The following is a 22,164-nucleotide window of genomic DNA, read 5'->3' on the forward strand; positions in this document are numbered from 1 at the left end:
TCCGTTAATCGATCCCGAGACTGGACCACATCTCGTCCACCCGTTTGACCACGGCGTCGTCCTTGACGATCGCCCGCCCCCACTCCCGCGTGGTCTCGCCTGGCCACTTGTGGGTGGCATCCAGGCCCATCTTCGAGCCCAGCCCGGAGATCGGCGAGGCGAAGTCCAGGTAGTCGATGGGGGTGTTGTCGATCATCACGGTATCGCGCTTGGGATCCATGCGCGTAGTGACCGCCCAGATGACGTCGTTCCAGTCGCGCGCATTGATGTCGTCGTCGGTGACGATAACGAACTTGGTGTACATGAATTGTCGCAGGAACGACCAGACCCCCAGCATCACCCGCTTGGCGTGGCCGGGGTACTGCTTCTTGATGGTCACCACCGCCATGCGGTAGGAGCAGCCTTCCGGCGGCAGGTAGAAGTCGACGATCTCGGGAAACTGCTTCTGCAGGATGGGCACGAAGACTTCGTTGAGCGCCACGCCGAGGATGGCCGGCTCGTCCGGCGGCCGCCCGGTGTAGGTGCTGTGGTAGATGGGGTCGCGGCGGCGCGTGATGCGCTCCACGGTGAACACCGGGAAGGTATCGACCTCGTTGTAGTAGCCGGTATGGTCGCCATAGGGGCCCTCCGGCGCCGTCTCGCCCGGATGGATGACCCCTTCCAGCACGATCTCCGCACTGGCCGGTACCTGCAGGTCATTGCCCACGCACTTGACCAGCTCGCTGCGACTGCCGCGCAAGAGACCTGCGAAGGCGTACTCGGAGAGAGTGTCGGGCACCGGCGTGACCGCGCCGAGGATGGTGGCCGGATCGGCGCCCAGGGCCACGGCCACCGGATAGGGTTGGCCAGGGTGCTTCTGGCACCATTCGCGAAAATCCAGGGCGCCCCCGCGATGGCTCAGCCAGCGCATGATCAGCTTGTTGCGGCCGATGACCTGCTGGCGATAGATACCGAGGTTCTGGCGTTCCTTGTTGGGACCACGGGTGACGGTCAGGCCCCAGGTGATCAGTGGTGCCACGTCGCCCGGCCAGCAATGCTGGATCGGCAGCTTGCCCAGGTCGACCGCCTCGCCCTCCTCGATCACCTCCTGGCAGGGCGCATCCTTGAGCACCTTGGGTGCCATACTGATGACCTTCTTGTAGATCGGCAGCTTGGACCAGGCATCCTTCAGCCCCTTGGGCGGCTCGGGCTCCTTGAGGAAGGCCAGCAGCTTGCCGATCTCGCGCAGGGCGCCGACGTCCTCGGCGCCCATGCCCAGGGCCACGCGCTGCGGCGTGCCGAACAGGTTGCCCAGCACGGGCATGGAAAAGCCCACGGGATTCTCGAACAGCAGCGCCGGGCCCTGCTTGCGCAGGGTGCGGTCGCAGATTTCGGTCATTTCGAGGATCGGCGAGACCGGGGCGGTCACGCGCTTCAATTCACCACGCTGCTCCAGGCTGCGGATGAAGTCACGCAGATCTCGGTATTGCATGCGGCCTCTTCGACGCTCGGGAAAGTCCAGCAGTCTACCGGTTTGCCCGGCGGACGAGAAAGCCGCCGACCAGAAACGCGAAAGGCCGGGATAACCCGGCCTTTGCTTGTCAAGCGCCTTACTTGCTGCGCTTCATCGAGTCGAAGAACTCGTTGTTGGTCTTGGTCTGGCGCAACTTGTCGAGCATGAATTCGATGGCGGCGATCTCATCCATCGGATGCAGGATCTTGCGCAGAATCCACATCCGCGACAGCTCTTCCTCATCGGTGAGCAGCTCTTCGCGGCGCGTGCCGGACTTGTTGATGTTGATGGCCGGGAAGACGCGCTTCTCGGCGATGCGGCGCTCCAAGGGCAATTCCATGTTGCCGGTACCCTTGAATTCCTCGTAGATCACCTCGTCCATCTTCGAGCCGGTTTCCACCAGCGCGGTGGCGATGATGGTCAGGCTGCCACCTTCCTCGATGTTACGGGCGGCACCGAAGAAGCGCTTGGGCTTCTCCAGGGCGTGGGCGTCGACACCACCGGTGAGCACCTTGCCGGAGCTGGGGATCACGGTGTTGTAGGCACGCGCCAGGCGGGTGATGGAGTCCAGCAGGATGACCACGTCCTTCTTGTGCTCGACCAGGCGCTTGGCCTTCTCGATCACCATGTCGGCGACCTGCACGTGGCGGGTCGGCGGTTCGTCGAAGGTGGAGGCCACCACTTCGCCGCGCACGGTGCGCTGCATCTCGGTCACTTCCTCGGGACGCTCGTCGATGAGCAGCACGATGAGGTAGCACTCGGGATTGTTGCGGGTGATGTTGGCCGCGATGTTCTGCAGCATGATGGTCTTGCCGGCCTTGGGCGGCGCGACGATCAGGCCGCGCTGACCCTTGCCGATGGGGGCGCAGAGGTCGATGACCCGACCGGTGAGGTCTTCGGTGGAGCCGTTGCCGGCCTCCATGGTCAGGCGCTTGTTGGGGAACAGGGGCGTGAGGTTCTCGAACAGCACCTTGTTCTTGGCGTTTTCCGGACGGTCGAAGTTGATGGTGTCGACCTTGAGCAGCGCGAAGTAGCGCTCGCCTTCTTTCGGCGGACGAATCTTGCCGATGATGGTGTCGCCGGTACGCAGGTTGAAGCGGCGAATCTGGCTGGGCGAGACATAGATGTCGTCGGGGCCGGCCAGGTAGGAGGAGTCGGCGCTACGCAGGAAGCCGAAGCCGTCCTGCAGTATCTCCAGCACGCCATCTCCGGAAATCTCGTCGCCACCTTTCGCATGCTTCTTGAGCAGCGCGAAGATGATGTCCTGCTTGCGGGACCGGGCCATGTTTTCCAAGCCCGCGGCATCCGCCATTTCCAACAGTTCCGTGATGGGCTTTTGCTTGAGTTCGGTCAGATTCATAGACGTATGTTGACGTGAGAAGAGGCGAAGGAGGGATTCGAGCTGAGCGGCCGGATGCGAGATTAGCGTCGCGGGATGTGTTCTGAAGAGGAGAACAGACGGCTACAGCAGATGAGAAGACGACCCGCTAGCTGGGGTCGTGGGCTGGAATCTAGCACCTACCCCGGTGCGCGTCCAGCCGTCCAGGCAGAAAAAAGCCCCGCGGGGCGGGGCTTTCGGCTGGACGCTTAGACGTTGGCGTCGAGGAAGGCGGCCAGTTGCGACTTGGACAGGGCACCGACCTTGGTGGCCTCGACCGCGCCGTTCTTGAACAGCATCAGGGTCGGGATACCACGCACGCCGTACTTGGGCGGGGTGTCCTGGTTTTCGTCGATGTTCAGCTTGCAGACCTTGAGTTTGCCTTGGTAGTCCTTGGCGATCTCGTCCAGCACGGGGGCAATCATCTTGCACGGACCGCACCATTCGGCCCAGTAGTCGACCAGCACGGGGCTGTCAGACTTGAGCACGTCCTGCTCGAAGCTGGCGTCGCTGACGTTGGTGATGTATTCGCTCATTGACTCTCTCCGAATTCGGGTGCGACTTGAAGTACCGCCATGATAGCCCTGCTGCCGCCACTTCGAAAGCATTCGAACATTGATGGTGGCTATGACGGGTATTGATATTAGACAGCGGGCACCGGGAAGGGGGTTCCGCTGCGCAGCGCCGCATTGCGGATATGTTCGCGCATGGCCTTCTGCGCGGCCGCCGGCGAGCGCCGGGTCAGCGCCCGCAGGATGCGCCGATGCTCCTGCCAGGTCTCCAGCGCCCGCTCGGGGCGGACGAAGGGCAGTTTCTGACTCTCGTGGAAGCGCTCGGGGCTGGTGGTGATGACCGCGAGCATGGTCGGATTGTCCGCGGCCAGCAGCAACTGGCGATGGAAATCGAAATCCAGCACGGCCGCCTGTTCCAGCTCGTTCGCCCGCAATGCCCGGTGCAGGGCGCCGAGGTTGTCGTCCAGCCGGTCCAGGTCGGCCGGGCTCAGGGTCACGGCGGCCAGTCCCGCGGCGAAGCCTTCCAGGGCGAAGCGCAACTGGAAGACGTGGGCCGCCGTCACCTCGTCGGCGAAGGGCCATTGCCCGTCCGCCGCGCCGCTCGCCTCCTGCACATAGACGCCACGCCCGGGCTGGACGCTGACCAGGCCCAGGGCACTGAGGGTGGACAGCGCCTCGCGCAGGGAGGCACGACTGACGCCCAGGCGTTCGGCCAGCTCGCGTTGCGCCGGCAGGGCCGCACCGGGCGCATAGCCTTCGGTCTCGATCAGCCGGCGAATGGCATCGACGGCATATTGGGGTACGGCGCGGGTGGCAGCGAGGGGCATGGCGTGGTCAGGCCAGTCAGTCCGGAAGTTCGCCTTTTATGCCGATTTTCCGCACAGTTCAAGCGCGGCCCCATCCCGGAGCACGGGGCGGGAGCCGCGCACCAAAGCGGCTCACGCCGCCTGGACAGAAGCCCGCGCCCGCTCGCCAACTGTTCAGACCAGTAAGACCAATCTCCAGGCCTGACGCCTTCCGTGGGCAGCCGCGGGGATGCTGGCACATGAAATGCACTGGGCAGAGCCATCCCATCCTGCTTCCGGAGTCTCGTCATGCTCAAGCGCTGGACCGCCCTTTCCTTGTTCGCCCTGGGCCTGACCGCCCTGCACGCTCCCGCCCAGGCCGATCAGCTGGCCGATATCCAGCAGCGCGGCACGGTACGCATCGCCGTGCCCCAGGACTTCCCGCCCTTCGGTACCGTGGGCCCGGACCTCAAGCCGCGCGGCCTGGACATCGACACCGCCCAACTGGTGGCCGACAAGCTGGGGGTCAAGCTGGCGCTGACGCCGGTCACCAGCACCAACCGCATTCCCTTCCTGACCACCGGCAAGGTGGACATGGTCATCTCCAGCCTAGGCAAGAATCCCGAGCGCGAGCAGGTCATCGACTTCAGCAAGCCCTATGCGCCCTTCTTCCTCGGCGTCTTCGGCGCCAAGGGCAGCACCCTGAGCAAGCCCGAGGAACTGGCCGGCAAGACCATCGCCGTGACCCGCGGCGGCATCGAGGACATGGAGCTGAGCAAGGTGGCGCCCAAGGATGCGGTGATCAAGCGTTTCGAGGACAACAACGCCACCATCGCCGCCTACCTCGCCGGCCAGACCGAATTCATCGCCAGCGGCAGCTCGGTGATGGCCGCCATCGCCGAGAAGAAGCCCGAGCGCGCCCCGGAGATGAAGATCACCCTGAAGAATTCGCCCAACTACATCGGCCTGGCCAAGAACGAGCCGGCGCTGAAGGCCAAGCTGGACAGCATCATCGACGCCGCCCGCGCCGATGGCAGCCTGGATCGCCAGGCCGAGAAGTGGCTGGGCCAGCCGCTGCCCAAGGACATGTAAGGCATGGCCTATCAGTTCGACTTCCAGCCGGTACTGCAGCAGGGTGACCTGCTGCTCAAGGGCGCCCTGTTCACCCTGGAGCTGACCGCCATCGGCGCGGTGCTGGGGATCGCGCTGGGCATTCTGGGCGCGGTCTGCCGCGCCTGGCGGCTCAAGCCCTTCGACCGGGTGTTCGGGGTCTATGTCGAACTGATCCGCAACACCCCCTTCCTGATCCAGCTGTTCTTCATCTTCTTCGGCCTGCCTTCGCTGGGCGTGCACATCAGCGAATGGCAGGCGGCGGTGCTGGCCATGGTGATCAACCTGGGCGCCTATTCCACTGAAATCATCCGCGCCGGCATCCAGGCGGTGCCCCGCGGTCAGCTGGAAGCCGCCGCGGCGCTGGCCATGACCCGCGCCGAGACCTTCCGCCACGTGATCCTCAGGCCCGCCCTGGCCAAGGTCTGGCCGGCGCTGTCGAGCCAGGTGGTGATCGTGATGCTCGGCTCGGCGGTCTGTTCGCAGATCTCCACCGAGGAACTGACCTTCGCCGCCAACTTCATCCAGTCGCGCAACTTCCGCGCCTTCGAAACCTATCTGCTGACCACCCTGCTCTACCTGGTCATGGCCATCGGCGTGCGCCAGTTGCTGCATTGGATCGGTCGGCGCTTCATCCAGGGAGGCCGCTGATGGACTTCACCCTCTGGGACATCGTCCGCAACCTGGGCACCGGGCTGTACTGGACCCTCATCCTGTCGCTGGCGGCCTTTGCCGGCGGCGGCCTGGCCGGCCTGCTGGTGCTCTGGGCGCGCCTGTCGCCGCTGCAGGCGCCCCGGCTGCTGGCCAAGCTGCACATCGAGCTGTTCCAGGGCACGCCGCTGCTGATGCAGCTGTTCCTGGTGTTCTTCGGCATCTCGCTGCTGGGCCTGGAAATCCCCGCCTGGCTGGCGGCCGGCGTGGCCCTGACGCTGTTCACCAGCGCCTACCTCGCCGAGATCTGGCGCGGCTGCGTCGAGGCCATTCCCCATGGCCAGTGGGAAGCCTCGGAAAGCCTGGCGCTGACCCGCTTCGAACAGCTGCGCCACGTCATCCTGCCGCAGGCGCTGCGCATCGCCGTGGCCCCCACCGTGGGCTTCTCGGTGCAGGTGGTCAAGGGCACGGCGGTGACCTCCATCATCGGCTTCACCGAGCTGACCAAGATCGGCGGCATGCTCGCCAATGCCACCTACCAGCCCTTCACCGTCTATGGCCTCGCCGCCCTGGGCTACTTCATCCTCTGCTACCCGCTGTCGCTGGCCGCACGCTGGCTGGAAAGGAGACTGCATGCCGCTGCTTAGAGTGACCGCCCTGCACAAACACTATGGCAATCATCATGTGCTCAAGGGCATCGACCTGACCGTCGAGGAAGGCCAGGTGGTGGCCATCATCGGCAAGAGCGGCTCGGGCAAGAGCACCCTGCTGCGTACCCTGAACGGCCTGGAATCGATCAACGACGGCGTCATCGAGGTGGATGGCGAATACCTGGACGCCGCCCGGGTCAACCTGAGGTCGCTGCGGCAGAAGGTCGGCATGGTCTTCCAGCAGTTCAATCTCTTCCCCCATCTCACCGTGGGCGAGAACGTGATGCTGGCACCCCAGGTGGTGAAGAAGACCAGCAAGGACGAAGCCCGCGCCCTGGCCCGGCAGATGCTCGAGCGGGTCGGCCTGGGGGAAAAGTTCGACAGCTATCCGGATCGGCTGTCCGGCGGCCAGCAGCAGCGGGTGGCCATCGCCCGCGCCCTGGCCATGTCACCCAAGGTGCTGCTGTGCGACGAGATCACCTCGGCGCTGGACCCGGAGCTGGTCAACGAGGTGCTCGCCGTGGTCAAGCAGCTGGCCAGCGAGGGCATGACGCTGATCATGGTCACCCACGAGATGAGATTCGCCCGCGAGGTGGGCGACAAGCTGGTGTTCATGCACCAGGGCAAGGTCCACGAGAGCGGTCACCCCCAGGAGCTGTTCGCCCGCCCGCAGACGCCGGAACTGGCCCAGTTCATTGGCCAGGTGGCCTCCTGAGGCGGAAAAACCCTATTTGTTCTGCCACTTTGCGCAACCGTAACCGCTGTGCGCTTGAAGCTGTCACCGGCTAGCTGGCACGATGGCGCGGTTTATCGCCGAGAGCCTCCAGATGCAGCCTTCGCCAGCCGAACCCCATGAACTGATCGCCGCCATTGACCTGGGGTCGAACAGCTTCCATATCGTCCGGGCGCGCAACTTCCACGGGGAGATCCGCATCCTTGAGCGGCTGGGCGAAAAGATCCAGCTGGCCGCCGGCCTCGACGAGTCGCGCCTGCTCAGCGAAGAAGCCATCCAGCGCGGCCTCGACTGCCTGCGCCGCTTCGCCCAGCTGATCGCCGGCATGCCGCGCGGTACCGTGCGGGTGGTGGGCACCAACGCCCTGCGCGAGGCGCGCAATCGCGCCGAATTCATCCAGCGCGCCGAAGCCGTGCTCGGCCATGCGGTGGAGGTCATCTCCGGTCGCGAGGAGGCGCGCCTCATCTACCTGGGCGTCTCCCACTCCATGCCCGACGTGCCCGGACGCCGCCTGGTGACCGACATCGGCGGCGGCAGCACCGAATTCATCATCGGCCAACGTTTCGAGACCCTGCAGCGCGAGAGCCTGCAGATGGGTTGCGTCAGCTTCACCAAGAGGTTCTTCGCCGACGGCAAGATCAACGCGGCCCAATACGCCCGTGCCTACACCGCCGCGCGCCTGGAACTGATGAACATCGACCAGGGCCTGCGCGAGATGGGCTGGCACCAGGCCCTGGGCGCCTCCGGCACCATCCGCGCGGTGGCCCTGGCGATCCAGGCGGCCGGCCGTGGCAATGGCGAGATCACCCCGGACGGCATCGAGTGGCTCAAGCGCAAGCTGCTCAAGCAGGGCGACATCAACCTGCTCAACATCGATGGCGTGAAACCGGATCGCCGCGCCATCCTGCCCGGTGGCCTGGCCATCCTCGAGGCCCTGTTCAAGGCGCTGGAGCTGCAGGAGATCCACCTCTCCGAAGGCGCCCTGCGCGAAGGGGTGCTCTACGACATGATCGGCCGGCACAGCCACGAGGACGTGCGCGAGCGCACCCTCAAGGGCCTGGCCGAGCGCTACCACGTCGATCAGCGTCACGCCGAGCGCGTGGAAAAGCGCGCCCTCAAGTCCCTGGCACAGGTCGCCACCGCCTGGGGCCTGACCGACGAGAACCACGCCGAACTGCTGCGCTGGGCGGCCCGGCTGCACGGCGTCGGCCTGGACATCGCCCACTACCAGTACCACAAGCACGGTGCCTACCTCATCGAGCACTCGGACCTGCCCGGCTTCTCCCGCCGCGACCAGCAGGCCCTGGCGCTGCTAGTGCGCGGCCACCGCCGCAACATCCCCCAGGAGCGCCTGCAGGAGCTGGGCCCGGAAGGCGAGCCGCTGCTACGCCTGACCTTGCTGCTGCGCTTCGCCATCCTCTTCCACCACATCCGCCACAAGAGCATCCCGGACGTCCAGCTCAGCGCCGGCGAGCGCAGCCTGGACGTGCAATTCCCCGATGGCTGGCTGGCGGAGAACCCCCTCACCCAGGCCGACTTCGAGCTGGAAGCCCAGTGGCTGGAGCGAGTGGGATACAGGTTGAGCGTGCGCTGAGGGGATTTTTCGTAGGTTGGGTTGAGCGGAGCGAAGCCCAACGGTACGAGACTTCAAATTTGCACCTTGGGTGTATGGGTGCCCCTAGCTGTTTATCGAGTGCTTTGATGGTTCTTGTTTCGCCCCCTCGGGCGAGTCACTTTTGCCAGTCGCGACAAAAGTAACCAAAAACGCTGTCCCCACGTTTCGGCCCTCCGCTCCGCTCCGGGTCCCCTCGCTCCGGTGCCGCTCCGGGGGCACGGCACGAAGGGGCCTCCTGCCCCTCGCGCCTTGCTCGGCGTCCTGCCTCGCATCCCCCTTCGCGACACCTACACTCGGCCTCACTGACGGGGACGGACGCAAGCCTGGGAATTTGTGTTTTCAGGGAGAACCCATAGAGATTCGTAGCGTGGAAAACCGCGCAGCGTTTTCCACAGGAGGCACCTAAGCCATCAGTGGACAAGACTTAGCCGTTGTCCACGCTATGGGTTATTCAACCAATACTTTCAGGCTGGCGAATCGTCCCGTTCAGGAGGGCGAGCGCCAGTGTCGTGGAGTGGGTCGAGCCGCAGGGATGCGGCGAGAGGTCCAGTGGGCCAGGGACGGCCCATCTGGACCGACCCCGGAACGGCGCTGGTGTGAGCGGACCCGGAGCGCAGCGGAGGGCCGGATGGTCGGGGCAAGCGTTTTTGGTTACTTTTTGCGCGACTGCAAAAAGTGACTCGCCCGGGTGGGTGAAACAAAACCATCAAAACACTCGATAATCAGCGAATGCACCCATAAGCCGGCACCTAGTAACGACTCCACATTGTTGGGCTTCGCTAACGCTCAGCCCAACCTACGATAGTCAACCTAGGGCGGCCTAGACCTTACCCCTCAGCGCGTATTCACCACCGGACTGGCCAGCCGCTCCAGCAGCGTCGCCTGCACGCTGCGGGCGTTCTGGTTGCCGGTGGGCGACTGGCGCACGTAGCTGCCGTCTTCCTGCAGCACCCAGGCCTGGGTGTTGTCGGTGAGATAGCCTTCCAGCTCCTTCTTGACCCGGCTGATGAGCTTCTTGCCCTCCACCGGGAAGCAGGTCTCGACGCGCATGTCGAGGTTGCGCTCCATCCAGTCGGCGCTGGAGAGATAGAGCTTCTCGTCGCCACCATTGAGGAAGTAGTAGATGCGGCTGTGCTCCAGGAAGCGGCCGATGATGGAGCGCACCTGGATGTTGTGGGACACGCCCGGCACGCCCGGCCGCAGGCAGCACATGCCGCGCACCACCAGGTCGATCTTCACCCCGGCCTGGCTGGCCTTGTAGAGGGCGCGAATCACCTTGGGATCGGTCAGGCCGTTGATCTTGGCCATGATCTGCGCCGGACGCCCTTCGCTGGCCGCCACCGCCTCGCGGTTGATCATTTCCAGCAGGTTCTTCTTCAGGGTGAAGGGCGCGTGCAGCAGCTTCTTCATGCGCAGGGTCTTGCCCATGCCGATCAGCTGGTTGAACAGCTTGTGCACGTCCTCGGTGAGGGCCACGTCGGCGGTCAGCAGGCTGTAGTCGGTGTACAGCTTGGCGTTGCCGGCGTGGTAGTTGCCGGTGCCCAGGTGGGCGTAACGGCGCAGCTCGCCGTTCTCGCGGCGCAGGATGAGCATCATCTTGGCGTGGGTCTTGAACCCCACCACGCCGTAGATGACCACGGCGCCGGCCTGCTGCAGGCGGCTGGCCAGCTGCAGGTTGGATTCTTCGTCGAAGCGCGCGCGCAGTTCGATGACCGCGGTCACCTCCTTGCCACTGCGTGCCGCATCCACCAGGGCGTCGACGATCTCGGAGTTGGCGCCGCTGCGGTAGAGCGTCTGCTTGATCGCCAGGACGTTGGGATCCTTGGCGGCCTGACGCATCAGGTCGATCACCGGGGTGAAGGACTCGAAGGGGTGCAGCAGCAGCACATCGAGCTTGCCCAGCACGTTGAAGAGGTTGTCCTTCTTCTGCAGCAGCTTGGGAATGGTCGGGGTGAAGGGGGCGTTCTGCAGCTCCGGATGGCTGGCCAGTCCGGTGATGGAGAACAACCGGGTCAGGTTGACCGGACCGTTGACCTTGTACAGCTCGCTTTCACCCAGGCCGAATTGCTTGAGCAGGTAGTCGGTGAGGTGCTTCGGGCAGATGTCCACCACCTCAACCCGCACGGCATCGCCGTAGCGGCGCGAGAACAGCTCGCCGCGCAGGGCGCGCGCCAGGTCCTCGACGTCCTCGGTGTCCACCGAGAGGTCGGCGTTACGGGTCAGGCGGAACTGGAAGCAGCCCTTGACCTTCATGCCAGGGAACAGATCGTCGGCATGGGCATGGATCATCGACGACAGGAATACATAGTTGTCGCCCGGCCCGGCGACCTCCTCCGGGACCCGGATGATGCGCGGCAGCAGGCGCGGCGCCGGGATGATGGCGAGGCCCGAGTCGCGGCCGAAGGCGTCCATGCCCTCCAGCTCGACGATGAAGTTGAGGCTCTTGTTCACCAGCAGCGGGAAGGGGTGGGTCGGATCCAGGCCGATGGGGGTGATGATCGGCGCGATCTCGTCGCGAAAGAACTTGCGCACCCAGGCCTTGATCTTGGCGTCCCAGTAGCGCCGGCGGATGAAGCGGATCTGCTGCTCGGCCAGGGCCGGCAGCAGGACGTCGTTGAGGATGGCGTACTGCCGCTCCACCTGGCCGTGGACGATGTCGCTGATGCGCGCCAGCGCCTGGTGCGGCAGCAGGCCGTCGGCGCCGGCCTGCTCACGGGCGAAGGCGATCTGCTTCTTCAGGCCCGCCACGCGGATCTCGAAGAACTCGTCCAGGTTGCTGGAGAAGATCAGCAGGAACTTGAGCCGCTCGAGCAGCGGATAGGATTCGTCGAGGGCCTGTTCCAGCACCCGGATGTTGAACTGCAGCTGCGACAGCTCGCGATGGATGTAGAGGCTGCTGTCATCCACGTTGGCCGCCGGGGCGGCAGGCACCGCGGGGACCTCCGCCACGGCGACGGGCTGCGCCACCTCGACGTCCAGCGCGACCGCCTCCTGGGCCTCGCCCAGGGTTTCGGCGGTGGCCGCTTGCTGCAGATCGGTTTCGACGAAACCTTGGCTACTCATTGAAGCTCCTTAGGAACGCGATGGCCCCTGGCGAAGTTGTTGGGCGGCGCGCTTGGCGAAATAGGTGAGGATGCCGTTGGCCCCGGCGCGCTTGAAGGCCAAGAGCGATTCGAGGATGACGGCGTCGGCCAGCCAGCCGTTCTGGATCGCGGCCATGTGCATGGCGTACTCGCCGCTCACCTGGTACACGAAGGTCGGCACGCGGAATTCCTCGCGGACCCGACGGACGATGTCCAGATAGGGCATGCCCGGCTTGACCATCACCGAGTCGGCCCCCTCGGCCAGGTCCCCGGCGATCTCGTGCAGGGCCTCGTCGCTGTTGCCCGGATCCATCTGGTAGGTGGCCTTGTTGCCCTTGCCCAGGTTGGCGGCCGAGCCGACGGCGTCGCGGAAAGGCCCATAGTAGGCGCTGGCGTACTTGGCCGAGTAGGCCATGATCTGCACGTTGTGATAGCCGGCGTCTTCCAGGGCGGTGCGGATAGCACCGATGCGCCCGTCCATCATGTCCGACGGGGCGATCACCTGGGCGCCGGCGGCCGCGTGGGACAGCGCCTGCTTGACCAGCACCTCGACCGAGATGTCGTTGAGCACATAGCCGCGCTCGTCGAGGATGCCGTCCTGGCCATGGGTGGTGAAGGGATCCAGGGCGACGTCGGTGATCACCCCCAGTTCGGGGAAGTGCTCGCGCAGGGCGCGGGTGGCACGCTGGGCGATGCCCTCGGGGTTGTAGGCCTCGGCGCCGTCCAGCGACTTGCGCTCGGTCGGGGTGACCGGGAACAGGGCGACGGCCGGAATCCCCAGCGCCACCAGCTCGGCGGCCTCTTCCAGCAGCAGGTCGATGGACAGCCGCTCGACCCCGGGCATGGAGGGAATGGCTTCGCGGCGGCCTTCGCCGTCCAGCACGAAGACCGGCAGGATGAGGTCATCCACCGTCAGCACATGCTCGCGCATCAGACGACGGGAAAAGTCGTCGCGGCGCTGACGGCGCATGCGAGTGGCGGGGTAGCTACGGCTGATGGGGGTAAAACTCACGATCGACTCCCAGACCCGGACCACGGGTCAGTGTGATGGGTTATAGGCCACAATCATGACCGATTGGTAACAGCAGATGACAATATGGTGTGCCTATAGGTCCTATCCAAGGCAGACGCCGGCCGGGGGCGGCGTGACACAGGGTCGCAGCGAAATCGGGCGCTGACCGTCTGGCATCCGGCGGACGGAAGTCCGTCACACTTTCTTTCCAGACGCCAACCGGGGTAGGCTGCGCCATCTCCGTTCACCTCGTGTAGTGCCGAATGCTCCAGCAATTCCTCCACGATTTCGGCTATTTCGCCCTCTTTCTAGGGACTTTTTTCGAAGGCGAAACCATTCTGGTGCTGGCCGGCTTTCTCGCCTTTCGCGACTACATGAACATCCAGACCGTCATCCTGGTGGCCTTTTGTGGCAGCTACGCCGGCGATCAGCTCTGGTATTTCCTCGGTCGCCGGCATGGCCGCAAGCTGCTGGCGCGCAAGCCCAAGTGGGAGGCTGCCGGGGAAAAGGCGCTGGCGCACATCCGTCGCCATCCGGATCTCTGGGTGCTGAGCTTTCGCTTCGTCTATGGCCTGCGCACGGTAATGCCGGTGGCGATCGGCCTATCGGGCTATCCGCCGGTGCGCTATCTTGTGCTCAATGGCATCGGCGCCATCGTCTGGGCCGCGGTTCTCGGCTACGCCGCCTATCACTTCGGCGCCGTCCTCGAGGGCGTGTTGGGCAACCTCAAGCGTTACGAATTGATGGTGCTGGGTGGCCTGGTGGTGATCGGCCTGCTGCTCTGGCTGTGGCGACGCAGCCGCGCGCCCAAGACCTGAGTCCGACCGCTACGCCCGTCGAGCGGATTAAAGCGTCGGCCGTCCCTGCCGATGTCCTGAGCATCAACCTCTCTTAGCGCCCCTGCGGCAAGCTGGCGATTGAGCATGCTGAATTTCTCCACCTTGCTTCCCCCTGGCTATCAGGTCATGGACGCCAACGGCTACGAAGGCGTGCTCGTGGTGCTCTCCTACCTGATCGCCAGCGCCGCCGGCTATACCGCCCTGGCCATGGCCGACTGGGTGACCAGCAGTCGCTCGCGGCGCGGTAGCGAACTGGCCAAGCTGATCGGTGCCATCGCCCTCGGTGGCGGTATCTGGTCCATGCACTTCCTCGCCATGCTGTCGTTCAAGATCGGCATCCATGTGCATTACGCGCCTCTCGACACCCTGGCTTCGCTGCTGATCGCCATCGCCGTGTCCTACACGGTCATGCACCTGATCGGTCGCGAACGCCTGACCACCCTGCAATACCTGCTCGCCGCCCTGGCGGCGGGACTGGGCATCGCCGCCATGCACTACACCGGCATGCTGGCCATGCATTCGGTGGCCGTGCAGCTCTATGATCCGGCCTTGGTCGTGGTCTCGGTAATGATCGCCAGCCTCGCCTCGCTGGGCGCCCTGCTGCTGGCCTTCCGCCTGCGCGGCAGGACCGGCCTCAGGACCGTCTGGCTGCGCCTGCTGGGCAGTCTGAGCTTGGGTTTCGCCATCGTCTCCATGCATTTCACCGGCATGGCCGCCCTGACCCTGGCGGTCCCCATCGGCTTCCAGCCGGAAGACCTGGCGGAAATGAGCCAGCACCTGGAGCTGGGCATGGGCATCGCCCTGGGCACGCTATTCATCATCATGGTCGGCCTGCTCGCCGCCTGGGCCGGCGAACGCTTCCATGCCCAGCGTCTGCGCCTGGAGCGGGTCTCCACCACTCTCGACCAGATCACCCTGCACGATCCCCTGACCCACCTGCTCAACGGGGCCAGCTTCATCCAGACCGTCGACCGGGCCATCGGCCAGGCGCGGACCGGCGAGCAGTTCGCCCTGCTGATGCTGGACATCGACCACTTCAAGCGCGTCAACGACAGCCTGGGGCATGCCCTCGGCGACGAACTGCTGATCCAGATGGCGCAGCGGATTCGCGCGGTGCTGGAGAACGACCTGCCCCTGGCCCGCTATGCCGGCGACGAATTCAGCCTGCTGCTGCCGCTGGGCACCCGCGGTGACAGCCAGCCCCTGGCCGTGCGCCTGCTCGAGCAACTGCGCCCGCCCTTCGAGCTGGCCGGCCAGCGCCTCGCCATGACCTTCAGCCTGGGCATCGCCCACTATCCCCAGGATGGCGCCAACGCCGGCCAGCTGCTGCGCAGCGCCGGCCTGGCGGTCGGCCACTGCAAGCGCAGCGGTCGCAACCGCAGCCAGAGATTCACCACCGAGCTCCAGCGCGAGGCCGACGACCTGCTCAGCCTGGAGATGGACCTGCGCCATGCCCTGGCCCAGGGTGGGCTGCACGTGGCCTATCAGCCCATCGTCGACATCGGGGGCGACCCCGTGGGCCTGGAAGCCCTGGTCCGCTGGCAGCATCCGGTGCTCGGTCCGCTGAGTCCCGAGCGCTTCGTGCGCGTCGCCGAAGAGACCGGGCTGATCGCCGAGCTGGATGGCTGGGTGCTGCGCCAGGCCTGCGCCGATCTCGCCCAGTTGCATCGCGAAGGGCACTCGCGGCTGAGGGTATCGGTGAACTGTTCGGCCCTGAACCTGAGCGATCGCCTGTTGCCCCAGGCCATCGCCCGGGCACTGCAGGCCGAGGACCTGCCCGCCTCGGCGCTGATCCTCGAGGTGACCGAGAACGCCCTGATGCACAGCCTCAACGTGGCCATCGCGGTGATCGCCGATATCCGCAGCCTGGGCGTGCGGGTATCCATCGACGACTTCGGCAGCGGCTACTCCTCGCTGGCCTACCTGAGCCGGCTGCCGGTGGACTCGCTCAAGGTGGATCGCAGTTTCGTCCGTACCATCCCCAACCAGGACAGGGACATGGCGATCGCCGGGGCGATCATCGCCATGGCGCACAAGCTGGGCCTCAACGTGGTCGCCGAAGGGGTGGAGACCGTCGAGCAGCGGCAATTCCTGCAGGCCAATGGCTGCAACTTCATGCAGGGCTATCTGTTCGGCCGGCCGATGCCCCTGCCGCAGCTGCGCGCCTGGCTGGAGCAGCAGCCGTCGAGCGTGACGGCCATTCCGGCCTAGTCCGCCGCGCGGCGCTGGAGTCGGGTGAGCAGCCGGTCCAGCGCATTGGCGAAGGCCTGCCGATCCCGCTCGCCGTAGCCGGCCTGGCCACCGCCCATCTGCCCCTGGTCGCGCAGATCGGCCATGAGGTTGCGCATCGCCAGGCGCTGGCCCATGTTGCGCTCGTCGAATTCCTGGCCGCGCGGATCGAGCGCCGCCACGCCCTTCTTGACCAGCCGATCGGCCAGCGGGATGTCACTGCAGATCACCAGGTCGCCGGGCTGCGCCTGTTCGACCAGATGGTCGTCGGCGGCGTCCGGGCCACTGGGTACCACCACCAGGCGGACGCAGGCGAAAGGCGGCTTGACCTGCGGCTGGCCGGCCACCAGCACCACCTCCAGCTTGCGCTTGAGGGCGAACTTGCAGACCAGCTCCTTGGCGGCGCGTGGACAGGCATCGGCATCGATCCACAGGATCACGGGCGTTCTCCGGCAAAAGCCCAGGATACCGCGCCCTGGCGGCGCACCCCAGCGCAGCGGCGTGGTCGGACAGGGATGACCAATCGACAGGAGCCCGCCCATGACCTTCTGGCAACGCCTGGAGCAGCCCGCCCAGGCCCTGGTGTACGGCGCCACCGGCGGCCTCGGGCTGGCCCTGTGCGAACACCTGCTGGCGCGTGAGGACGTCGCCCTGGTCTGGGCCTGCGCCCGCCAGGTCGCAGCTCACGAGGGCCTGACCGCACTGCAGCGGCGCCATGGCGACCGCCTGCGCCGCCTCGATGTCGACGTTCTGAACGAGACCGAGCTGGTCTCCCGACTGGCGGCGCCCACCCCGCGCCTGGACCTGCTGCTGTGCGCCTCGGGGCGGTTGCAGGGCGCGCAGGCGCGGGCCGAGAAGAGCCTGGCGCAGGTGGACCAGGCCGGCCTGCTAGAAAGCTATCTGGCCAATGCCGTCTTGCCGGTGCTGCTGATCAGGCAGCTGACTCCGCTGCTCAAGGGCCGCCACCCCTGCCAGATCGCGGCGCTGTCGGCCCGGGTTGGCTCCATCGGCGACAACCACCTGGGCGGCTGGTTCGGCTACCGCATGGCCAAGGCCGCCCTCAACCAGGGCCTGCGCTGCGCCAGCATCGAACTCCAGCGGCTCAATCCCGAGAGCTGTGTGCTGGCGCTGCATCCCGGCACCACGGATACCGCGCTGTCACGCCCCTTCCAGGCGCGGGTGCCGGCCGAGCGACTGTTCACGCCCGCCTACGCGGCGGAGCGCCTGCTGGAGGTACTGGCCGCGCAGGGCCCGGCCGCCACCGGCAGTTTCTGGGACTGGCAGGGCCAGCCAGTGGTCTGGTAGCGAGACCCGCGGTCAGAGCGCCGCGCGCCTGACCGTGGACAGCAAGGCCGCCGCGGCGAGGAACAGGCTGGCGAAGACCCGGTTGGTCAACCGCTGCTGCCGCGGCGTCCGCAGCAGGGTCAGCACCCGCGCAGCCAGGCCGGTATAGCCCGCCATCACGATCAGGTCGACGGTGACCATGGTCACCCCGATGATCAGGTACTGGGCGGTCAGGGGCGCCTGGGGATCGACGAACTGGGGCAGCACCGCGAGCATGAAGATCAGCGCCTTGGGGTTGCTGACGTTGACCAGGAAGCCGCGCAGCACCAGGGCGCCGATCCGCGGCGGCGCCCGCTCACCGGCCACCTGGGCACCCAGGTCCATGGGCGCCGCGCGCCACTGGCGGATGGCCAGGTAGGCGAGATAGGCCACGCCGAACCACTTGATGAGGGTGAAGGCCAGTTGGGAGGTCGCCAGCAGGGCGCCGACGCCGACCGCGACAACGGCGATCTGCAGGGCCAGCCCCAGCTGCAGGCCGATGGCGGTCCAGTAGCCGCGGCGAAAGCCCAGGGTCACGCCGGCGCTCATGGAGGCGATGGCGCCGGCACCCGGCGACAGGCTGATCATCCAGCAGGCAATGAAGAAACCGGTCCAGACCTGCAGACTCATGAGCTCACCTGTCGAGATGGAAATCGAAGGAACCGTCGGCATCGCGCCAGCGCCGCACCGACTTCTGGAAGAACTGGGTATTGGGAATCTGCACCAGGGCGCTCTCCTGCTGCTCGTCGAGTTCCTGCAGGGTCACGAAGAGCATGTTGATGGCCACCACCCGACCCTTGATGCCGGGCTTGTCGGAGGCATCCAGCACCTCGATGCGATCGCCCAGGCGGAAGGGGCCGACGGTGAAGATCAGCACCGCGCAGAACAGGTTGGAGAGTACGCTCCAGATGGCGAAGAAGGCTACCGCGGCCACCGCGACGAAGCCGGAAATGGCCGTCCAGAGCACTGCCGCAGAGACCCCGAAGCGCTCCAGCGCCATGAGGATGGCGCTGCCCATGATCAGCCAGCGCAGGGTGCCGCGCAGCCCCAGGACGATCTGCGGCGGCAGCGGATAGCGCTCGCCGAGGCCGGTGACGGCCCGCGCCACGAAGCGCTGCAGGACGTAGCCGATGAGCAGGACCAGGGCGACCTGGCCGGCCACCAGCAGGTAGTCGCCCCAGCCGGGCAGCCAGGTGTGCAGCCACTCCGTCATCAGGCCCCCTCGAGTTCGGCTTGCAGCTCTTCCAGGCGCTCCAGGGCCTCCAGCCACTGCTCTTCCAGCTCGGCTTCACGGGTCTTGGCCGCCGCCTGGTCGGCCAGCGCCTGGCGCAGCTCGTCCTTGCGCCCGGCGTCGTAGAGGCCGCTGTCGCCCAGCCGGGCCTCCAGGGCGGCGAGTTTTTCCTGCACCTTGCCCAGTTCCGCCTCCAGCTTGTCGGCGGCCTTCTTCAGCGGCGCCAGTTGCTGGCGCAGCGCCGCAGCAGCCTGGCGCTGGGCCTTGCGATCGGTCTTGTCGAGCGGGGTGCCGACGCCAGGGGCGGCGTTCGGCTCCTGGCGAGCGCGGAAGTCCACCAGCCAGCGGCTGTAGTCATCCAGGTCGCCATCGAAGGCCTGCACCTTGCCGTCGGCCACCAGCAGGAATTCGTCGGTGGTGCTCTTGAGCAGGTGGCGGTCGTGGGAGACCACCAGCACCGCCCCGGCGAATTCCTGCAGGGCCAGGGTCAGGGCCAGGCGCATGTCCAGGTCCAGGTGGTTGGTGGGTTCGTCCAGCAACAGCAGGTTGGGCTTCTGCCAGGCGATCAGCGCCAGGGCCAGGCGCGCCTTCTCGCCACCGGAGAAATTCAGCACCGCCTCGTCACAGCGCGGACCGCGGAAGTCGAAGCCGCCGAGGAAATCGCGCAGGCCCTGCTCGCGCTCGCCGGGGGCGATACGCTGCAGGTGCAGCAACGGACTGGCCTTGGCGTCCAGGGAGTCGAGCTGGTGCTGGGCGAAGTAGCCGATCGCCAGGTTCTCGCCACGCTGCAGGCGGCCGCCAAGGGGCTCCAGCTCCGCGGCCAGGGTCTTGATCAGGGTCGACTTGCCGGCGCCGTTGGGGCCGAGCAGGCCGATGCGCGCGCCCGGCGCCAGCTGCAGCTTGACCGGGTGCAGGATGGTGGTCTCGCCATAGCCGAGGCGACCCTCGGCGAGATCCAGCAGCGGGCTGGACAGCTTGTCCGCCTCGCGGAAGACGAATTCGAAGGGCGAGTCGACATGGGCCGGCGCCAGTTCCTCCAGGCGTTCCAGGGCCTTGATCCGGCTCTGCGCCTGGCGGGCCTTGGTCGCCTGGGCCTTGAAGCGGGCGATGTACTTTTCCATGTGGGCGCGCTGGGCCTGCTGCTTGTCGTAGGCCTGCTGCTGCTGCGCCAGGCGCTCGGCGCGGGTACGCTCGAAGCTGGAATAGCCGCCGCGATAGAGGGTGAGGCGCTGCTGGTCCAGGTGGACCACGTGATCGACCACGGCATCGAGGAAGTCGCGGTCGTGGGAGATGAGGATCAGGGTTCCCGGGTAGCCCTTGAGCCAGTCCTCCAGCCAGAGGATGGCGTCCAGATCCAGGTGGTTGGTCGGTTCGTCCAGCAGCAAGAGGTCCGAGGGACACATCAGCGCCTGGGCCAGGTTCAGGCGCATCCGCCAGCCACCGGAGAAGTCGCCGACCTGGCGCTCCATCTGCGCCGCGGTGAAGCCCAACCCTGCGAGCAGCTTGCGCGCTCGGGCATCGGCGGTATAGCCGTCGGCCGCCTCGAAGTCGGCATGCAGCCGACCCAGGGCGGTGCCGTCCTGGGCCGCCTCGGCGGCGGCCAGCTCGCGCTGGATGCGCCGCAACTCGACGTCGCCGTCCAGCACGTAGTCCACCGCCAGGCGCTCCAGGGTGTCCACTTCCTGGCGCATGTGGGCGATGCGCCAGGCGGCCGGGATGTGGCAGTCGCCGGCATCGGCGCCGAGTTGGCCGCGCAGCAGGGCGAAGAGACTGGACTTGCCGGCGCCATTGGCACCGATCAGGCCGGCCTTCTGGCCGGGATGCAGGGTCAGGTCAGCGCTTTCGAGCAGGCGCTGCGGACCGCGCTGTAGAGTAAGGTTCTGTAGTCGGATCATGGCGGCGGAGTGTAGCAGCTCCGCCACCCACGAACGGGGAGACGGACATGCAAGAGGACCTGTGGGAATTCGCCCTGGCAGTATACGCCCGGCCCGGCGTGGAAGGCGCCTGTTTACGCCTGCAGGAGGCCGGCGCCGATGTCTGCCTGGTGTTGACGGCGCTCTGGCTCGATCAGCGTGGCTGCGCCCTGGCGGCCAGGGGCCTGGAGCGGCTGCAAGCCGCTGCCGCGCACTGGCAGGAGACCGTGGTGCGGCCCCTGCGCCAGTTGCGGCAGGCCTGGAAGGTCCCAGCCGGCGCGGATGAAGACCTGGCCGCGCTGCGTGAGCAACTCAAGGGACTGGAGCTGGCCGCGGAGCGCGAACAGCTGGCGCGCCTGGCGCGCCTGGCTGCGCACTGGCCGTGCCGCGACGCCGCCGAGGCCGGCGCCTGGCTGCGCGCCGTGGCGCCGCCCCAGGCCGCAGCGGCCGATCTCGTCCTGCTCGCCGAGGCGACGCGGACGAGCGGGTTCTAGACCGAGGCCAGACGGGGTTGCTGGTGGGCGGTGTGGAGCACCTCGATGAGGCAATCCTCCAGCTCGAAGCGTTCGCGCAGGGTTTCCCCCAGTAGCTTGAGCTCGATGGTCAGCAGACCCGGGTCGCGATAGGCCCCGCGTTCGAATCTGTCGTTGAAGTTCAGGGCGGCGTCGGTGAGCGCCTGCAGGCGCGGGTAGACGCTGTCGGCGAACTCGATGGCGCGCTCGTCCTGGAATTCCCGGGCTTCCGCCACCAGTTGCTCGTAGATCTCGAAGTGCGCGGTGGACATGTAGTCGACCAGCATGTCGCACAGTCGCTCCAGTTCGCTCAGTTCCCGCACCGGGGCCAGCAGCGGTTCCAGGTCCAGGGTTTCGTAAGCGGTCACCAGCTCACGGCGGGCGATCAGCCAGCGGTCGATCAGCTGGTGGACCCCACCCCAGCGTTCCTGGGCATTGCGGCAGGTTTCTAGCATGACGGCAGCTCTCTATACGGGCGAGACGGTCCGGGCGCGCGCACCCGGGTTTATCAGGAACTATACCGACATCGTCTCGCCAGGCGAGTGCCGTTGCTCGGAGAACGCTTCAGCGGCGGCGAAAGATCTTGACCAGGCTCAAGGCCATGAGCAGGACGAAGGCCAGCAGGCTCCACTCCGGGATGCTCAGGCCGAACAGGGTCCAGTTGACCTCGGCGCAGTCGGCGGTGCCGTGCAGCACCAGGCGGATGATTTCCTGGAACGGCAGTGCCTGCATCATGTAGTCGAGGCTGGGCAGGCAGGCCGCCAGCTCTTCCGCCGGCACCGTCTGCAGATAGACCTGGCGCCCGGCGGTGGCGGCGCCAGCGGCGGCCAGCAGCAGCAGGACCACGCCGTAGATGCGACGCCCGCGCAGCCCGGGCGCCTGGATGCCGGCGATCAGCGCGACCACCCCCACCAGGATGAAGAAGATCCGCTGCACGACGCACAGCGGACAAGGCTCGAGACCAACCACGTGTTCGAGATAGAGACCGACGCCCATGAGCACCGCACAGGTGGCGGCCATGAACAAGAAGATGAAGCGGGGACTAGTCACGGACGCGCCGTCTCCAACAGGGAATTGGGACGTTACGGTAGTGAAA

General features: G+C 66.4%; 21 protein-coding genes. 9 read left to right on the forward strand and 12 right to left on the reverse strand.

Annotated elements, in window-relative coordinates:
* Positions 1-4: 4 nt before the first annotated feature.
* From ubiD to ACYJP6_RS00720, 4 genes are all read right to left on the reverse strand, one after another.
* Positions 5-1,471, reverse strand: coding sequence for a 4-hydroxy-3-polyprenylbenzoate decarboxylase (gene ubiD, locus ACYJP6_RS00705; RefSeq protein WP_459472550.1), 1,467 nt, complete (start codon positions 1,469-1,471; stop codon positions 5-7).
* Between the two features lie 118 nt (positions 1,472-1,589).
* On the reverse strand, positions 1,590-2,852 hold the full coding sequence (gene rho, locus ACYJP6_RS00710) for a transcription termination factor Rho (RefSeq protein WP_145008551.1): 1,263 nt from the start codon (positions 2,850-2,852) through the stop codon (positions 1,590-1,592).
* Positions 2,853-3,079: 227 nt separating this feature from the next.
* Positions 3,080-3,406: a thioredoxin TrxA gene (gene trxA, locus ACYJP6_RS00715; protein ID WP_017639417.1), complete on the reverse strand. Its 327-nt coding sequence runs from the start codon at positions 3,404-3,406 to the stop codon at positions 3,080-3,082.
* Between the two features lie 107 nt (positions 3,407-3,513).
* On the reverse strand, positions 3,514-4,209 hold the full coding sequence (locus ACYJP6_RS00720) for a FadR/GntR family transcriptional regulator (protein WP_459472552.1): 696 nt from the start codon (positions 4,207-4,209) through the stop codon (positions 3,514-3,516).
* A gap of 267 nt (positions 4,210-4,476) precedes the next feature.
* On the opposite strand from ACYJP6_RS00720, the gene ACYJP6_RS00725 reads away from it, so the two are divergent.
* The 5 genes from ACYJP6_RS00725 to ppx all read left to right on the forward strand — a co-directional run bounded on the left by ACYJP6_RS00725 (position 4,477) and on the right by ppx (position 8,905).
* Entirely contained in the window at positions 4,477-5,259 is a 783-nt protein-coding gene (locus tag ACYJP6_RS00725) for a transporter substrate-binding domain-containing protein (protein WP_459472554.1), read from the forward strand.
* Positions 5,260-5,262: 3 nt separating this feature from the next.
* Positions 5,263-5,928, forward strand: coding sequence for an amino acid ABC transporter permease (locus tag ACYJP6_RS00730; protein ID WP_459472555.1), 666 nt, complete (start codon positions 5,263-5,265; stop codon positions 5,926-5,928).
* Positions 5,925-6,575 (forward strand): amino acid ABC transporter permease, encoded by a 651-nt coding sequence (locus tag ACYJP6_RS00735; RefSeq protein WP_186309242.1) that lies wholly within the window; start codon positions 5,925-5,927, stop codon positions 6,573-6,575. Before ACYJP6_RS00730 ends, ACYJP6_RS00735 begins: the two co-directional genes overlap by 4 nt.
* Entirely contained in the window at positions 6,562-7,293 is a 732-nt protein-coding gene (locus tag ACYJP6_RS00740; RefSeq protein ID WP_059230506.1) for an amino acid ABC transporter ATP-binding protein, read from the forward strand. Before ACYJP6_RS00735 ends, ACYJP6_RS00740 begins: the two co-directional genes overlap by 14 nt.
* 112 nt (positions 7,294-7,405) lie before the next feature.
* A complete protein-coding gene (gene ppx / locus ACYJP6_RS00745) occupies positions 7,406-8,905 on the forward strand; it encodes an exopolyphosphatase (RefSeq protein WP_459472557.1) in 1,500 nt (499 codons plus the stop codon).
* 855 nt (positions 8,906-9,760) lie between these two features.
* On the opposite strand, the gene ppk1 is transcribed toward ppx, so the two are convergent.
* Together ppk1 and hemB are read right to left on the reverse strand one after the other, a co-directional pair.
* Positions 9,761-11,989 (reverse strand): polyphosphate kinase 1, encoded by a 2,229-nt coding sequence (ppk1, locus tag ACYJP6_RS00750; RefSeq protein ID WP_459472558.1) that lies wholly within the window; start codon positions 11,987-11,989, stop codon positions 9,761-9,763.
* A 9-nt stretch (positions 11,990-11,998) separates the two neighbouring features.
* Entirely contained in the window at positions 11,999-13,021 is a 1,023-nt protein-coding gene (gene hemB / locus ACYJP6_RS00755; protein ID WP_459472560.1) for a porphobilinogen synthase, read from the reverse strand.
* Positions 13,022-13,284: 263 nt separating this feature from the next.
* Between hemB and ACYJP6_RS00760 the strand changes: the two genes are divergently transcribed.
* The gene (locus ACYJP6_RS00760; protein WP_459472561.1) at positions 13,285-13,839 is read left to right on the forward strand and encodes a DedA family protein; all 555 of its coding nucleotides are present in this window, start codon (positions 13,285-13,287) and stop codon (positions 13,837-13,839) included.
* A 105-nt stretch (positions 13,840-13,944) separates the two neighbouring features.
* Positions 13,945-16,071: a putative bifunctional diguanylate cyclase/phosphodiesterase gene (locus ACYJP6_RS00765; RefSeq protein WP_459472563.1), complete on the forward strand. Its 2,127-nt coding sequence runs from the start codon at positions 13,945-13,947 to the stop codon at positions 16,069-16,071.
* Here the strand turns inward: ACYJP6_RS00765 and ACYJP6_RS00770 are convergent.
* Positions 16,068-16,529 (reverse strand): YaiI/YqxD family protein, encoded by a 462-nt coding sequence (locus ACYJP6_RS00770; RefSeq protein WP_459472565.1) that lies wholly within the window; start codon positions 16,527-16,529, stop codon positions 16,068-16,070. The genes ACYJP6_RS00765 and ACYJP6_RS00770 overlap by 4 nt on opposite strands.
* A gap of 100 nt (positions 16,530-16,629) precedes the next feature.
* Here ACYJP6_RS00770 and ACYJP6_RS00775 point away from each other — a divergent pair, with 100 nt between their 5' ends.
* Positions 16,630-17,394 carry an SDR family NAD(P)-dependent oxidoreductase gene (locus ACYJP6_RS00775; RefSeq protein WP_459472567.1) on the forward strand — a complete coding sequence of 255 codons (765 nt, stop codon included), beginning with the start codon at positions 16,630-16,632 and terminating at the stop codon, positions 17,392-17,394.
* Between the two features lie 12 nt (positions 17,395-17,406).
* On the opposite strand, the gene ACYJP6_RS00780 is transcribed toward ACYJP6_RS00775, so the two are convergent.
* Genes ACYJP6_RS00780 through ACYJP6_RS00790 form a run of 3 tightly spaced genes read right to left on the reverse strand, consistent with a single transcriptional unit; the run spans position 17,407 to position 20,538 of the window.
* Positions 17,407-18,042 carry a LysE family transporter gene (locus ACYJP6_RS00780; protein WP_459472569.1) on the reverse strand — a complete coding sequence of 212 codons (636 nt, stop codon included), beginning with the start codon at positions 18,040-18,042 and terminating at the stop codon, positions 17,407-17,409.
* A gap of 4 nt (positions 18,043-18,046) precedes the next feature.
* A complete protein-coding gene (locus tag ACYJP6_RS00785; protein WP_459472571.1) occupies positions 18,047-18,625 on the reverse strand; it encodes a mechanosensitive ion channel domain-containing protein in 579 nt (192 codons plus the stop codon).
* Positions 18,625-20,538: an ATP-binding cassette domain-containing protein gene (locus tag ACYJP6_RS00790; RefSeq protein WP_459472572.1), complete on the reverse strand. Its 1,914-nt coding sequence runs from the start codon at positions 20,536-20,538 to the stop codon at positions 18,625-18,627. Before ACYJP6_RS00790 ends, ACYJP6_RS00785 begins: the two co-directional genes overlap by 1 nt.
* 47 nt (positions 20,539-20,585) lie before the next feature.
* Here ACYJP6_RS00790 and ACYJP6_RS00795 point away from each other — a divergent pair, with 47 nt between their 5' ends.
* Positions 20,586-21,050, forward strand: coding sequence for a TIGR02444 family protein (locus tag ACYJP6_RS00795; protein WP_459472574.1), 465 nt, complete (start codon positions 20,586-20,588; stop codon positions 21,048-21,050).
* Here ACYJP6_RS00795 and rsd read toward each other — a convergent pair.
* Together rsd and ACYJP6_RS00805 are read right to left on the reverse strand one after the other, a co-directional pair.
* Positions 21,047-21,523, reverse strand: coding sequence for a sigma D regulator (gene rsd / locus ACYJP6_RS00800; protein WP_145008534.1), 477 nt, complete (start codon positions 21,521-21,523; stop codon positions 21,047-21,049). The genes ACYJP6_RS00795 and rsd overlap by 4 nt on opposite strands.
* Positions 21,524-21,632: 109 nt before the next feature.
* The gene (locus ACYJP6_RS00805; RefSeq protein ID WP_459472576.1) at positions 21,633-22,118 is read right to left on the reverse strand and encodes a disulfide bond formation protein B; all 486 of its coding nucleotides are present in this window, start codon (positions 22,116-22,118) and stop codon (positions 21,633-21,635) included.
* Positions 22,119-22,164: the final 46 nt, after the last annotated feature.

It is taken from the genome of Pseudomonas sp. No.117 (genome assembly GCF_054558395.1).

Excerpts from the sequence above, each read along its gene's own strand:
- ACYJP6_RS00740 (WP_059230506.1), top strand. The coding sequence starts at position 6,562 with ATGCCGCTGCTTAGAGTGACCGCCCTGCACAAACACTATGGCAATCAT.
- ACYJP6_RS00730 (WP_459472555.1), top strand. The coding sequence starts at position 5,263 with ATGGCCTATCAGTTCGACTTCCAGCCGGTACTGCAGCAGGGTGACCTG.
- ACYJP6_RS00785 (WP_459472571.1), bottom strand. The coding sequence starts at position 18,625 with ATGACGGAGTGGCTGCACACCTGGCTGCCCGGCTGGGGCGACTACCTG.
- ACYJP6_RS00795 (WP_459472574.1), top strand. The coding sequence starts at position 20,586 with ATGCAAGAGGACCTGTGGGAATTCGCCCTGGCAGTATACGCCCGGCCC.
- ACYJP6_RS00720 (WP_459472552.1), bottom strand. The coding sequence starts at position 4,209 with ATGCCCCTCGCTGCCACCCGCGCCGTACCCCAATATGCCGTCGATGCC.
- ACYJP6_RS00760 (WP_459472561.1), top strand. The coding sequence starts at position 13,285 with ATGCTCCAGCAATTCCTCCACGATTTCGGCTATTTCGCCCTCTTTCTA.
- ACYJP6_RS00765 (WP_459472563.1), top strand. The coding sequence starts at position 13,945 with ATGCTGAATTTCTCCACCTTGCTTCCCCCTGGCTATCAGGTCATGGAC.
- trxA (WP_017639417.1), bottom strand. The coding sequence starts at position 3,406 with ATGAGCGAATACATCACCAACGTCAGCGACGCCAGCTTCGAGCAGGAC.
- ubiD (WP_459472550.1), bottom strand. The coding sequence starts at position 1,471 with ATGCAATACCGAGATCTGCGTGACTTCATCCGCAGCCTGGAGCAGCGT.
- ppk1 (WP_459472558.1), bottom strand. The coding sequence starts at position 11,989 with ATGAGTAGCCAAGGTTTCGTCGAAACCGATCTGCAGCAAGCGGCCACC.
- ACYJP6_RS00725 (WP_459472554.1), top strand. The coding sequence starts at position 4,477 with ATGCTCAAGCGCTGGACCGCCCTTTCCTTGTTCGCCCTGGGCCTGACC.
- rsd (WP_145008534.1), bottom strand. The coding sequence starts at position 21,523 with ATGCTAGAAACCTGCCGCAATGCCCAGGAACGCTGGGGTGGGGTCCAC.
- ppx (WP_459472557.1), top strand. The coding sequence starts at position 7,406 with ATGCAGCCTTCGCCAGCCGAACCCCATGAACTGATCGCCGCCATTGAC.
- ACYJP6_RS00775 (WP_459472567.1), top strand. The coding sequence starts at position 16,630 with ATGACCTTCTGGCAACGCCTGGAGCAGCCCGCCCAGGCCCTGGTGTAC.
- ACYJP6_RS00780 (WP_459472569.1), bottom strand. The coding sequence starts at position 18,042 with ATGAGTCTGCAGGTCTGGACCGGTTTCTTCATTGCCTGCTGGATGATC.
- ACYJP6_RS00790 (WP_459472572.1), bottom strand. The coding sequence starts at position 20,538 with ATGATCCGACTACAGAACCTTACTCTACAGCGCGGTCCGCAGCGCCTG.
- rho (WP_145008551.1), bottom strand. The coding sequence starts at position 2,852 with ATGAATCTGACCGAACTCAAGCAAAAGCCCATCACGGAACTGTTGGAA.